10 protein-coding genes and 5 tRNA genes are annotated in these 14,148 nt (G+C 38.2%); all 15 read left to right on the top strand.

All coding sequences use genetic code 11. The features are described 5' to 3' along the window. Nucleotides 1–9 precede the first annotated feature (9 nt). The 15 genes from H1D32_RS17975 to H1D32_RS18045 all read left to right on the top strand — a co-directional run bounded on the left by H1D32_RS17975 (nt 10) and on the right by H1D32_RS18045 (nt 14,138). On the top strand, nt 10–429 hold the full coding sequence (locus tag H1D32_RS17975) for a FixH family protein (protein ID WP_261179636.1): 420 nt from the start codon (nt 10–12) through the stop codon (nt 427–429). A gap of 68 nt (nt 430–497) precedes the next feature. Continuing rightward, on the top strand, nt 498–1,046 hold the full coding sequence (locus H1D32_RS17980; RefSeq protein ID WP_261179637.1) for a glycerol-3-phosphate responsive antiterminator: 549 nt from the start codon (nt 498–500) through the stop codon (nt 1,044–1,046). A gap of 180 nt (nt 1,047–1,226) precedes the next feature. Further along, a complete protein-coding gene (gene glpK, locus H1D32_RS17985; RefSeq protein ID WP_261179638.1) occupies nt 1,227–2,720 on the top strand; it encodes a glycerol kinase GlpK in 1,494 nt (497 codons plus the stop codon). A gap of 269 nt (nt 2,721–2,989) precedes the next feature. Continuing rightward, complete coding sequence (locus H1D32_RS17990) at nt 2,990–4,669, top strand: glycerol-3-phosphate dehydrogenase/oxidase (protein WP_261179639.1); 1,680 nt, start codon at nt 2,990–2,992, stop codon at nt 4,667–4,669. Between the two features lie 348 nt (nt 4,670–5,017). Continuing rightward, entirely contained in the window at nt 5,018–6,754 is a 1,737-nt protein-coding gene (locus H1D32_RS17995; protein ID WP_261179640.1) for a phospho-sugar mutase, read from the top strand. 196 nt (nt 6,755–6,950) lie between these two features. After that, nucleotides 6,951–7,139, top strand: coding sequence for an aspartyl-phosphate phosphatase Spo0E family protein (locus tag H1D32_RS18000; RefSeq protein ID WP_261179641.1), 189 nt, complete (start codon nt 6,951–6,953; stop codon nt 7,137–7,139). Nucleotides 7,140–7,259: 120 nt separating this feature from the next. Beyond that, a tRNA-Ser gene (locus H1D32_RS18005) sits at nt 7,260–7,352 on the top strand. A gap of 7 nt (nt 7,353–7,359) precedes the next feature. Next, nucleotides 7,360–7,435, top strand: a tRNA-Asp gene (locus tag H1D32_RS18010). 25 nt (nt 7,436–7,460) lie between these two features. Then, nucleotides 7,461–7,536 (top strand) — tRNA-Phe (locus tag H1D32_RS18015). Nucleotides 7,537–7,573: 37 nt separating this feature from the next. After that, a tRNA-Leu gene (locus H1D32_RS18020) sits at nt 7,574–7,659 on the top strand. Between the two features lie 188 nt (nt 7,660–7,847). Continuing rightward, a tRNA-Arg gene (locus tag H1D32_RS18025) sits at nt 7,848–7,924 on the top strand. A 209-nt stretch (nt 7,925–8,133) separates the two neighbouring features. Further along, nucleotides 8,134–8,364 (top strand): FeoA family protein, encoded by a 231-nt coding sequence (locus H1D32_RS18030; protein WP_261179642.1) that lies wholly within the window; start codon nt 8,134–8,136, stop codon nt 8,362–8,364. Further along, nucleotides 8,361–10,358, top strand: a complete 1,998-nt coding sequence (gene feoB / locus H1D32_RS18035; RefSeq protein WP_261179643.1) for a ferrous iron transport protein B — start codon at nt 8,361–8,363, stop codon at nt 10,356–10,358. Before H1D32_RS18030 ends, feoB begins: the two co-directional genes overlap by 4 nt. A gap of 13 nt (nt 10,359–10,371) precedes the next feature. Beyond that, complete coding sequence (locus tag H1D32_RS18040; protein ID WP_261179644.1) at nt 10,372–10,521, top strand: FeoB-associated Cys-rich membrane protein; 150 nt, start codon at nt 10,372–10,374, stop codon at nt 10,519–10,521. 128 nt (nt 10,522–10,649) lie between these two features. Further along, entirely contained in the window at nt 10,650–14,138 is a 3,489-nt protein-coding gene (locus H1D32_RS18045) for a BadF/BadG/BcrA/BcrD ATPase family protein (RefSeq protein WP_261179645.1), read from the top strand. The last annotated feature ends 10 nt before the right edge of the window (nt 14,139–14,148 follow it).

Here is a 14,148-nt window from a genome sequence, read left to right on the forward strand (position 1 = left end):
ATGAAAAAAATGAAGATACAAGTCGATAAAGTGAAAATAAATAAGAAAATTGTATTTATTGCTAGCCTGTTTTTTATGTTTTTTAGTTTTTATTTATTTGGTGACCTTACGAATACATCGACCATTGAGGGACTTAAAGTAGAACTTTACCCGCTGAGTACGCCGCTTAAAGTCGGGGATCGTTCTGTTCTACAAGTACTAGTTTTTGATGAGCAATTACAAGCAAGAAAAGATCTCAACGTTGAAATAACCCTACTAGCTTCTAATGCGGTTGGCCACCAAATTGAGCAGAAATTAGCTCATGTTGAAAATGGGCTATATGAAACAAATGTCCAATTTTTTCATTCTGGAAATTGGGAAGCATTGGTTAATGTTAGTAAAGGAAGCTTTGTATACGAGAAAAAATTTCAGTTATTTGTGGAAAGATAGTCTAGTTCCAATACGTCCTATGTATGCTACAGTAAGTAGAAAAACGTAAAGGATAGGACGGTGTAATTATGGCTTTCAATGGTCAAAGAATTTTGCCGGCAGTTCGTAGGTACAAAGATCTTGAGAAGTTAGTGAAAAGTGACTATACGTATATTGTTTTGTTGAATAGCCATATCGGTCAATTGAAACATTTGATCCAATTAGCAAAGAACAATGAAAAAAAGGTGCTACTTCATGCCGATTTAGTTCAAGGCTTAAGAAATGATGAATATGCAGCACAATTTCTATGCCAGGATATTCGACCAGCTGGGCTAATATCAACAAGAAAAAATGTGGTGGTAACAGCTAAAAAACATCAGTTAATTTCAATTCAACGCTTATTTTTGCTTGATTCGATTGCACTCGAATCAAGCTATAAGCTGCTTGAAACAACCCAGCCCGACTTTATCGAAGTATTGCCAGGAGTAATGCCCCACATCATTAAAGAAGTTTATGAAAAATCACGTATTCCTATAGTTGCTGGCGGTTTGATACGGCAAAAGCATGAGGTAGGTGAGGCACTACGAGCGGGTGCTACTGCGGTTACTACGTCTAGAGCAGAATTGTGGTGGGATTGAAAAACGGGTTGAGTCCGATAACGCTTCTTTAATGATTGACAGCGTTTCCAGACGATGATTAAATGAAAATAAGTTAATAATTGCATCGGAGATAGGAGATTGGAAACAAATTATTTTCTAGTAGTTTTCTAGAATGTTGTTTTTGATCTTTTTTTTCGATATAGGGATTGGAGGCTTCCTATGGAAAAAAAATATATCCTTTCACTTGACCAAGGAACAACGAGCACAAGGGCTATTTTGTTTAATAAGAATGGAGAAATTGTTGGGTCAGCTCAAAAGGAATTTACACAATTGTTTCCAAATCCAGGTTGGGTGGAACATAATGCGAGTGAAATCTGGGGTTCAATCTTAGCGGTAATTGCTGAGCTTTTATCAAAGTCTGAAATTAAAGCAAATGAGGTAGCTGGCATTGGGATCACTAATCAACGGGAAACAACTGTTGTCTGGGAGAAAGAGACAGGACATCCTATTTATAATGCTATCGTTTGGCAGTCGCGACAAACTGCAGACATTTGTATGGAGCTAAAAGAAAAAGGCTTTGGGGAAATGGTTAGAGCAAAGACAGGTCTTTTAATTGATGCTTATTTTTCTGGGACCAAAGTGAAATGGATATTAGACAATGTAGAAGGTGCTAGGAGAAAAGCAGAAAACGGAGAGTTACTTTTCGGTACGATTGATACATGGCTCATTTGGAAGTTGTCTGGTGGAAAGGCTCACATAACAGATTACTCAAATGCCTCACGTACGTTAATTTATAATATTTATGACTTACAATGGGATGAAGAATTACTTGAAATGCTTACGATACCTAAAGTGATGCTACCAGAAGTACGGCCATCATCTGAGATTTATGCTACGACTTTAGGTACTCATTTCTTTGGTCAGGAGGTACCTATTTCCGGTGCAGCAGGAGATCAGCAAGCAGCTTTATTCGGGCAAGCTTGTTACTCAGAAGGTATGGCAAAAAACACGTATGGAACCGGCTGCTTTATGCTAATGAATACGGGGGATAAAGCAGTTAAATCTGAACATGGTTTGTTAACCACGATAGCCTGGGGAATTGACGGGAAGATCGAGTATGCATTAGAAGGAAGTATTTTTGTGGCAGGCTCTGCAATTCAATGGTTGCGGGATGGGCTAAGAATGATTAAATCAGCCGCTGATAGTGAGAAGTATGCGACGAGAGTTGAGTCAACAGATGGAGTTTACGTTGTTCCAGCTTTTGTAGGACTTGGAACACCATACTGGGATAGTGAGGTTCGTGGGGCTATTTTTGGTTTAACTCGTGGTACGGAGAAAGAACATTTTGTACGCGCAACGTTAGAATCACTTGCTTATCAAACAAAAGACGTCCTTACTGCTATGGAGGCCGATTCTGGAATACAACTAAAAACACTTCGTGTTGATGGTGGTGCAGTAGCAAATAATTTCTTAATGCAATTTCAAAGTGATATTTTAGGCGTAACGGTTGAGCGTCCAACGATAAATGAAACCACAGCTTTAGGTGCTGCATATTTAGCGGGGCTAGCTGTTGGTTTTTGGACTAATCGTACAGAGATAGCTGAGCAATGGAAAATAGATCGAACTTTTAAAGTAAATATGACTACAACCAATCAAGAAAAGTTATATCGAGGCTGGAAAAAGGCAATAGAAGCCACTACTGCCTTTAAGTAAGCTGTTTTCTCAAAGATTGTTGCTATTAGCTTTTAGGTCGTAACCAAGAGAATGCTTGGTTACGACCTAAAAGCAACAAAGTTTACGAAAACAGCCTTCCGAAAAGAGCCTTTAGTAAAAATAGTAGTAACAGATTTGAATAAAAATAATATAATGGTTTTAAGTTAATAAATTGGTCGGAGAATTGGAGAGACCACAACACTCTATTTAAAATAATGAGTTGTTGTGGTCTTTTCGCGTATTCTGCGAATTAATAGGGGGTTTATTAAATGGCAATCCTGTTTTCAGGACTACACCGCACGAGTGTTTTACAACAAATGTCAAATCAGGAATTAGACCTTTTAGTTATTGGAGGGGGAATTACCGGGGCAGGAATCGCTCTTGATGCCCAAGTTCGGGGAATTCAAACAGGATTGATTGAAATGCAAGATTTCGGGGCCGGGACATCTAGTCGATCAACGAAACTAGTTCATGGCGGACTAAGGTATTTAAAACAGTTAGAGATAAAGCTAGTAGCAGAAGTAGGGCAAGAACGAGCCATCGTTTATGAAAATGCTCCACATGTGACAACTCCAGAGTGGATGCTTTTACCAATAATAAAAGGTGGGACATTTGGAAGATTTACGACATCGCTTGGTTTAAAGATTTATGATTTTTTAGCGAAAGTAAAAAAATCAGAACGACGTTATATGTTAAATAAACAAAAAGCTTTGGAAAAAGAACCATTGCTTCTTAAAGATAAGTTAAAGGGTGCCGGAGTATATGTAGAATACAAAACAGATGACGCAAGGCTAACCATCGAAATTATAAAAGAAGCTGTTGCACGAGGAGTGTTAGCAGTTAATTATGCCAAAGCAGAAGGGTTTATTTACGAAAACAAAAAGGTTGTAGGTGTAAAGGTTGTTGATCAGTTTACTGGTGGAGTCACTGAAATTAGGGCGAAAAAGATCGTTAACGCAGCAGGTCCTTGGGTAGATTCCTTACGTGAAAGAGACAATTCGAAAAAAGGAAAGTATTTATACTTAACTAAAGGTGTCCATCTAGTTATCGATCAATCTCGTTTTCCCTTAAAGCAGTCAGTCTATTTCGACACAAAGTGTGATGGGCGGATGTGCTTTGCTATTCCTCGTGATGGGAAAACTTATGTTGGCACCACTGATACCTTTTATAAAGATGATATTACTGATCCTAGAATGACTGTAGCTGATCGTACTTACATTATCGAAGCTGTTAATTATATGTTTCCTGACGTAAATTTAACAACTCAAGATATTGAATCTTGCTGGAGTGGGTTGCGGCCATTAATTCACGAAGAAGGAAAAAATTCCTCTGAAATTTCACGAAAGGATGAAATATTCATCTCTAAAAGCGGGCTAATCTCGATAGCTGGTGGAAAATTAACAGGTTACCGGAAAATGGCTCAACGTATAGTTGATTTTGTTGGGAAAGATCTTGGCATTCAAAACCCATGTACAACGAATAAAATCAGGCTAGCAGGTGGTGATTTTGGTGGTGCTGCTAATTTTCCGAAATTCCTAGAAGAAATGACAAAGGAGGGAATGAGACTCGGACTACCAAAGGAAGAAGCTTTAAACCTAAGCAAACGATATGGAACTAACGTAAAACGGGTTTTTGAGATAATGGAAATTGACGGAGATAAAGCAAATAGGTATGACCTTTCAAAAGAGGTATTTGCAGCTTTAGTTTATGGAATTGAAAATGAAATGGTATCTACACCAGTAGATTTTTTTAATCGGCGTACAGGGGCAATCTTCTTTAATATTCAATGGGTTCGCAGATGGAAAGAACCGGTGCTAAATTATATGAAGAAACGTTTCAACTGGAATTATACAGAATATCAAACTCATAAATGGAAAGTAGAACAACAAATTGAACATGCGACTGTTGCAGTTGATGAATTTATAGATAAAAATCGACAAGTCATTTAGTATGTATATGGTAACCGAGTCCCCTCAATTGAAATGAAAATAGGGGGCTCATTTTGTCTCTAAATAAAGGCACTCATCAAGCAAAGTGTGAAGAGGCAAGGAGGACTACGCTAAGCAAAAAATAGGATTATTAAACACATGCTAAGAATAAATTTTGCCCAGATCTAGGTTTTAATTGAAACATGGATCTTTTACTCGGACCACTTGACAAAGACTTTAGAATAATAAAGAATAAACTAGATGTTGAAATGTTAATAAAAATGTCGAACTATAATTGACATTTTCAATCTATTTTACTGTTAAAATGTAGGATGTATCAAAAATAACTAAACGTGAGGGGGTTCATCGATGAATTGGAAAAGTACATACGAATTATGGGTAAACCATAACGATATTGATGGAGAATTAAAAGCTCAATTGCAACAAATGAATGGCAATGACCAGTTAATCGAGGAATGTTTTTATAAGAACTTAGAATTTGGTACTGGAGGTATGCGTGGGGAGATAGGTCCTGGTACTAACAGAATGAATGTTTATACAATTCGTAAAGCAGCTGAAGGGTTAGCAGAATACATAAAAGCACATGGTGAAAAAGCGATGGAAAGAGGAGTAGCGATTGCTTACGATAATCGCTTTATGTCACAGGAATTTGCATTAGAATCTGCGTTGACTCTAGGAAAGCACGGGATAAAGAGCTATTTGTTCAAACAGTTACGTCCAACGCCGGAATTATCATTTGCCGTTCGTTATCTACAGGCATTTTCGGGGATTGTTATTACAGCAAGTCACAATCCCCCAGAATATAATGGCTTTAAGGTCTATGGGGATGATGGTGCTCAACTAACACCAGATGCCGCTCAGTTTCTAGTTGATAAAGTTAATGAGGTTGAAAATGAGCTACTGATTGAAGTAGCTGAAAAGCAATCTCTGTTAGCTACTGGTCAATTGGTTATGGTTGAAGAAGAAATTGATGAAGCTTACGTGGAAAAGCTAAAAACTGTAGTAGTAAATCATGAGCTAGTGAGTAAATATGGCAATGATGTAAAGATTGTTTTCACTCCTTTACACGGAACGGCTACTTTGCCAGTTCAACGTAGCTTTGAAGCTGTCGGATTTTCAAATTTCCATATTGTTGAAGAGCAAGCAGTTCCAGATCGTAAATTTTCAACAGTGGCTTCGCCAAATCCAGAAGAACATGCCGCTTTTGAAATGGCCATTAAGTACGGAGAAAGACTAGGAGCTGATGTTTTAATTGCCACTGATCCAGACGCTGATAGAGTTGGTGTAGCTGTAAAAGATGATCAAGGACAATATGTTGTTCTAACAGGAAACCAAACTGGTGCATTAATGGTAGAATACATTCTCTCGCAACAAAAGAAAGCGGGAATCTTACCTGAAAATGGGGTAGTTATAAAGACAATTGTTACTTCTGAACTAGGAAGAGTTATTGCCAATGCGTATGGGTTATCGGCAATTGATACATTAACAGGTTTTAAATTTATTGGTGAAAAAATAAGAGAGTTTGAAGACTCAGGTGAAAATACCTTTTTATTTGGATACGAAGAAAGCTATGGTTTCTTAATAAAAGACTTTGCAAGGGATAAGGACGCTATACAAGCAGTATTATTAGCAGCAGAACTTGCAGCTTACTATAAGTCTCAAAATAAAACAATGTACCAAGGATTGTTAGAGCTTTTTGAAAAATACGGTTTTTATCTAGAAGGATTACAATCGATCACCCTCAAAGGAAAAACAGGCATTGAGAAGATGAATCAAATGATTACTTCTTTTAGAGAAAATCCACCGCAAGAATTTGCTGGATTGAAAGTTGTGGCAGTAGAAGATTATCTAACCAAACAACGGAAGGATTTAAATCTAGAAACTGTTGAAGATATTTTACTTCCAAAGTCAAACGTTCTAAAATATATTCTAGAAGGAAACTCTTGGATCTGTGTCCGTCCATCAGGAACTGAACCGAAAATAAAGTTCTATTTCGGAACAACGAGCAATTCATTAAAGAATAGTGAGGAAAACATCGCTAACCTTAAAGCTTCAGTCATGGAGAAACTTAATATCACCAACTAATGTAGTTCTTTGGTCACAAAATGTTCAAACTTTTAACACGTGTTTCTAAGAAGATATTTTATAATTAAAGCACATGGATTGCACTATGTGCTTTTTTTATATTAATTAATGTACAAGCTGTGAGATTCATCACAGGACTTTCTACTGAAAAAAGGTAAAATTAAGGAAATAAGTCATCTTTAAGGTGGTGCGTAAAATGTGTTCACAACATTCTTTAAGGTTTTATATTGAGAATAAGAGGCAGGATATGATAAAGGCTGCTGAAAATTTTGGGATGAATGCAGAGATTACGATTAAGCATAGTCAAGAGTTGGATGAGCTCCTCAATCAATATTGGAGAGTAGTATTTGAAACAAATGAAAATCCTGTAGTCAAATTCTCTTGAAAAAAACTTTTTTTCAGCAGATGTTGACAAAACTAAATAACCCTGATAATATATATTCTTGTGACTGACATTTTTTTAATTGTTTTTTCACATGAAAGTTAATAGTAATTGTGTTCAAACGGAGGAATACCCAAGTTCGGCTGAAGGGATCGGTCTTGAAAACCGACAGGCGGGTTAAACCGCGCGGGGGTTCGAATCCCTCTTCCTCCGCCATTTTCTTGGACCCGTGGTGTAGCGGTTAACATGCCTGCCTGTCACGCAGGAGATCGCCGGTTCGATCCCGGTCGGGTCCGCCACTTTTATGAATTAGTAATTACTAATGGCTCGGTAGCTCAGTCGGTAGAGCAGAGGACTGAAAATCCTCGTGTCGGCGGTTCGATTCCGTCCCGAGCCACCATTTAAATTTTATACTAGCAAGTCCGTTTTTTGGTTATGCCGGGGTGGTGGAATTGGCAGACACACAGGACTTAAAATCCTGCGGTAGGTGACTATCGTGCCGGTTCAAGTCCGGCCCTCGGTACTCTTATTTATTTTTGAAATCACAACATGCGCTCTTAGCTCAGCGACGAGCAGATACATCAATGAACCACAGCGAGTTGTTTCGACGCAAAAAACAACGAAGCATTACTAGTAGAGGAAGAAACAGGATCTACGGAGCGAAACATCGTCCGTAAGCATCGTGAATAAGCCTCATTGAAATCACAACATGCGCTCTTAGCTCAGCTGGATAGAGCATGGCACTTCTAATGCCAGGGTCGGGAGTTCGAATCTCTCAGGGCGCGCCATAAAATTGGAAATCGTCTGAGCATTAAAGGGAACTAACATTGTTAGTTCCCTTTTTATTTTGTTATGAATTTAGTGTGATTGACAATTACACTATTAAAATGTAGTTAAGAACAAAAAAGGAATTTTTTTCTATTCCTATTTACAGATATCTACACACGATATAGACTAATTTTGATAATGATTATCAATGTTGTTTGGGGGTCTTCTAATGGTCTTAGCTAGTGTAAATGAAGGGGAAAAAGTAAGAATTACTGATTTATCAAAAAGTAATCATCTGATAAAAAGGAGATTATTAGATTTGGGGATTTTTGAGGGAATTGAAGTAAATATCCTAAGGAAAATGCCTTTTGGTGGTCCAATTTTAATTGAGTGTAAAGGTAATAGGATCGCTATTCGAAAAGTCGATCTTTCCAGAATAGAAGTGGAGTCTTCACGATGAAAAAAGTTGCCTTAATTGGAAATCCGAATACAGGAAAAACTTCACTTTTTAATCAGCTTACTACATCTTACGCCTATGTGGGCAATTGGAGTGGAGTAACTGTTGAAAAAAAGATTGGAAAGTTAAAAAGGCAACATGGAGAGCTTATTGATTTACCTGGCTTGTATACCTTAAATCCTCTAACAGAGGATGAAGCAGTTGTTTCTAATTTTTTAGTGAATGATACATATTCTATGGTTTTAAATATCGTTGATGCGTCCCAGCTTCATCGTAACCTACATCTAACAATTCAGTTACTTGAACTTGGGAAACCACTAATGGTCGGATTAAATATGACCGATGTTGCTGAACAGTATGGGACGAAAATAAACATAGTTCAATTAGCAAAAAAACTCAGTGTACCAGTTATACCAATTGTTGCCCGAACAGGTAAAGGGTGCTTAGCGTTAGGGGAGAAACTCTCAGACTATGACACTTCATATCCATTTCAACTTTATTATGGGCAGTTGATTGAGAAAGCAATAACAGAAGTAGATGGTTTACTGAAAGGTGATTCCCACCTTCCAAAGCGTTGGCTTGCTTTGCAGTTTTTTGAAGGAAACTCTTACGTATATTCATATCTTCAGTCACTCATTTCAAAACAGCAATTGGATAAAATACACGAAGAATTGGAGAAGAGTATAAAGGAAACAGAAGGGGTATTTTTACACCATTATATTTATCGTAAAAGAAATGAATTTATCCAAAAAATAGTAGAAGATGTAGAAGAGAAAGACATATCAACTTCCAAAACATTAACAGAAAAAATTGATACGGTTGTGACAAATCGCTTTTTAGGTGTTCCTATTTTTCTACTGACGATGTTTCTTGTCTTTATGCTAACCTTTGATTGGTTAGGTTTTCCTCTATCAGACCTTTTAGATGAATTTTTGTCAGGGCCGTTTACAGACTTAATCATTACGTTTCTTGCACTTATAAATGCATCGCCTTTTATTGAAGCGTTAATTGTGGATGGAATTATTGCTGGTGTCGGTGGGGTACTCGTGTTTATTCCCCAAATTTTTATTATGTACATCTTCATTTCATTCTTAGAAGACTCGGGATATATGGCAAGGGTAGCGTTAGTTATGGACCGGTTTATGGAGAAGATTGGGTTGAATGGGAAAGCATTTATACCGATGATCATCGGCTTTGGGTGTAATGTACCAGGCGTAATGGCAGCTAGAACAATTGAGCAACCACGGGAACGCTTACTGACAATTATCTTAATGCCACTTATGTCGTGTTCTGCACGCTTACCTGTGTATGCATTGTTTGCAGCTGCATTTTTTGCTGACAACCAAGCCCTTATTGTCTTTTCCCTATATTTTTTAGGAATTGCGTTAGCGCTTTTGTTGGCAAAAGTCTTTTCTACAACACTATTAAAAAATGAAGCCTCTATTTTTGTTATAGAACTTCCACCATATCGTCTTCCGCATGGTGGAACACTAGTGAGAAGCGTTTGGGATAAAGGGAAGGGGTTTCTGAAAAAAGCAGGAACGATCATCTTCGCAGGTTCAGTTTTTATTTGGTTACTAACATACCTGGGTCCTGGTGGTGTAGACGTGGACATGGATGAGAGTTTTCTCGCGTTAATCGGTGGTGTCATAGCACCCATTTTAGAACCATTAGGATTTGGTACTTGGCAGGCTGGAGCCGCATTATTGACAGGTTTTATGGCAAAAGAAGTCGTGGTTTCGACGATGAATATTATTTATTACGCTCCAGACGTTGAAACATTACAAGCATTAATGACTTCACATTATACATCCTTATCTGCCTATAGCTTTATGGCCTTTATTTTGCTTTACATCCCATGTATGGCAACAGTAGCTACAATAAAGAAAGAGACAGCTTCAACGAAATGGACGATCGTCTCGATTGTCTATGCTCTAGTACTTGCCTATCTGTTATCGTTCCTTATTTATCAAGTTGGAAGTTTGCTAGGATATTAAAGGGGATGAGAAAATGGTAGGTAATGTAATCATTGGGGTTATGATCTTTGCATATGCAGGTTGGTCACTTTATAGATTTATCAAGAAATCAAAAGCTGGAAAGTGTGCTAGTTGTAGTGAACATGAAGGGTGTTCAGCATTCGATTGTGATGAAAAAAAATAAACGCGAGAGTACGTTACTTTTAGTTAAGTAGCGTATTTTTTTTACTATATTTTTAGCATTACACTATGAATATGTTGCAAATATATAACCATACTAAAAATGCAATAATTTCATAGTGAGGTGGTTTTGTGAAGAATGAGGAACTTGATTCCATATTTATTGGAATTGACGTAGGTTCTACTACGGTAAAAGCAACGGTAGTTAATCCTACTACGAAAGAAATATTATGGTCAGATTATCAACGTCATCATACAAAGCAAGCAGAAATGGTCCTCGAATTTTTAGTCCGAATTGGTAACGAATTCTCGTACATAAATAGAGATAAAATTCGTGTGTTTATTACGGGTTCAGGTGGTGGCCCAATTGCAGAACATATAGGAGCCAAGTTTGTTCAAGAGGTTAACGCTGTAACAATGACTGTAGAAGAACTACATCCAGATGTAGGAAGTGTTGTCGAACTAGGTGGCCAGGATGCAAAAATTATCATATTTAAAGAAAACGAAGAAACTGGGGACAAACAAGCGATCACCTCTATGAATGACAAGTGCGCATCAGGTACTGGGGCGACAATTGATAAATGTATGATTAAGGTTGGTATGCCAGAAGCTGAGGTAGCAAAATTACAATTTGATGATACAAAACTTCATCACGTTGCGGCAAAATGTGGTGTTTTTGCTGAAACAGATATTGTTAACTTAGTGAAGAGTAGTATTCCTTCTGCCGAAATTATGTGCTCTCTTGCAGATGCAATCGTCATGCAAAATCTATCAGTTCTAACGAGAGGAAATACATTAAGACACAAAGTTCTTTTACTAGGTGGCCCTAATACATATTTACCTTTCTTACAACAATGCTGGCGTAAGCGAATTCCAGAAGGTTGGGAGGAGCGAGGCTATCAATATCCAAAGGATGTGCCAATTGAAGAGTTGATTTTCATCCCGGAAAACGCTCAATATTATGCTGCGTTTGGTGCTGTTATGTATGGCATGCACGAGCCAGCTGAGGTTGGTGTTTACACAGGGATTGAAGCGTTAAAAACATTTATTACTCATGGGCGAAAAGCGAAACTAGGTGAAAAAGCTGGAGCACCTCTAGTAAAAGATGTGGAGGAGTTAGAGCAATTTCGAATTCAATATAGCATTCCGAAATTTACGCCAGTCAAATTTAAAGAAGGGCAAAACATTCAAGCAGTTATTGGGTTAGATGGTGGCTCTACGTCATCGAAGGCTGTGCTAGTAGATATGGATGGCAATATTTTGTTAAAAGAATACCAACTATCCAAAGGGAATCCGATACAAGATACACGTGAGCTATTAGGAAAGATCCGTGAAAAAGTGGTAGCTAGTGGAGCGAATCTTGAAGTTATGGGCTTTGGTGCGACAGGGTATGCAGCAGACGTACTGGAAAAAACCTTAAATGCTGACGTCAATATAGTTGAGACTGTTGCGCATATGATGAGTGCGGTTCACTTTTTTGGGGATATTGATGTGATTTGTGATATCGGTGGCCAGGACATTAAAGTATTATTTTTGAAGAATGGAGACATACGCAATTTCCGTTTATCTAACCAATGTTCAGCAGGAAATGGAATGCTATTGCAAGCAATGGCAGATCAATTCGGAATTCCGGTTCAAGAATATGCTGATACAGCTTTTCGAGCAGATTTGTCACCGAAATTCTCATATGGTTGTGCGGTATTTTTAGATTCAGATCGTGTGAATTTTCAAAAGGAAGGCTATGCAAAAGAAGAGTTATTAGCAGGTTTAGCCCTTGTGTTACCAAAAAATATTTGGCAGTACGTTGTTCAAGTGCCACGAATGGCAGAGCTTGGACGGAAGTTTGTCCTCCAAGGTGGAACGCAGCATAATTTAGCTGCTGTGAAAGCACAAGTGGATTACATTAAAGAACGCGTTCCTGATGCCGAGGTTTTCGTTCATCCACATACAGGTGAAGCAGGTGCGATTGGGGCTGCTATGGAAACGATTCGTGTTGTAAAGCGAAAAGGGTTTACAACCTTCCAAGGCTTGGATTCAGCAATTGGAATGACATACGAATCGCGAAATGATGAATCGACACGCTGTAATTTTTGCCCTAATCTTTGCAGTCGGACATTTATTGATACGAAAACCCCAGATGGTCAAACGGCAAGGTATATTTCAGGATTTAGTTGTGAAAAAGGCACCGTCGAAGATAAGGATGCATTAATTGCCTTAACAAAAGAGCGGAATCAGTTAAAAAAACATTACCCTAACTTAGTTGACTATGAAGCGAAAAAAATGTTTAAGCATTTTTATGATCCAAAGCCATTGCCTGAAGATACGACGATCATTGACGATGTTCAAGTGAAGTCTATGCTCTTTGGGTTAGGTACGAAAAAAGTTGCGTATCAAAGACCATTCCAACGTTCGTCTAAGGAAGCAATTGAACATCGGAAACAACTAAGGATCGGAATTCCGAAGGTACTAAATATCTGGTCAACAGCGCCGTTTTGGCGAACGTATTTTGAAGCATTAGGGATCCCTGAAAAACATGTAGTTTTTAGTGATAATACGAGTGAAGAAATGTGGCAAGCAGGTGGGAAGTATGGCTCGATTGACCCATGCTATCCGTCAAAAGTGGCCCAGGCCCATGTTCATAATTTACTTTTCAAGCACCATAAAGAGGAAAAACCATTACATGCTGTGTTCTTTCCATGTATTACTCATATTGATGCTCATATAAAAAATGTCATTGATTCGGCTAGTTGCCCAATTGTTGCAGGCGCACCAAACGTAATTAAAGCTGCGTTTACGAAAGAAACAGATTTTTTCAAAGAACGCGATATTCAATATTTTGATCCAGCTGTGACATTTACTGAACCTAACTTACTGAAGAAGCAAATGTATGAAGCGTTTCGAGAATTCCTTCAGGTAACAGAAGATGAAAGTGATTTTGCCATAGATGAAGCTTGGCAGGCAATGAGAATGTTTGATGATGAAATGCAACAAAAAGGGAAGGAAATCTTAGAGCAGATTGAAGATGAAAACCGAGTGGCAATTTTGATGATAGGCAGACCATATCATTCAGACCCTGGCTTAAATCATGGTGTGTTAGATGAGTTTCAGGTCTTAGGTTATCCGATTTTATCCATGCGGTCGATACCTAAGGATGAAGCGTGGCTCCGGAAGTACTTTAAAGATGATTTAGAGAGCGGCAAAGTTGATTATGCACTGGAAGTCACCGACGTCTGGCCGGAGAATTTCAGTTCAAATAGTGTTCAAAAGGTATGGGCAGCAAAATTTGCAGCTCGCCATCCTCATGTAGCAGTTCTTGATTTATCCAGCTTTAAATGTGGGCATGATGCGCCAACGTACGGTTTGATTGACTCTATCATATCAACCGCAGGAACACCATATTCTGCTTTGCATGACATTGATGCAAATAAGCCAAGTGGTTCAATTAAAATTCGGGTGAAAACTTATGCTCATAGCTTAAGTCTTAACGAAGAGCGCTTGCAGGATTTAGCGAGTAAAAAGGAAGAGTTACAAAAACTGATTGAGAAAAAACGAAAGTCGCTAGAGCGTAATCAATTACTAGAAGAGTTCGAAGAGCTTACAAGTCGAAAAGCTCAAGGCTAAAAAGGAGAAT

The sequence above is a fragment of the Anaerobacillus sp. CMMVII genome (genome assembly GCF_025377685.1).
GTDB lineage: Bacteria > Bacillota > Bacilli > Bacillales > Anaerobacillaceae > Anaerobacillus.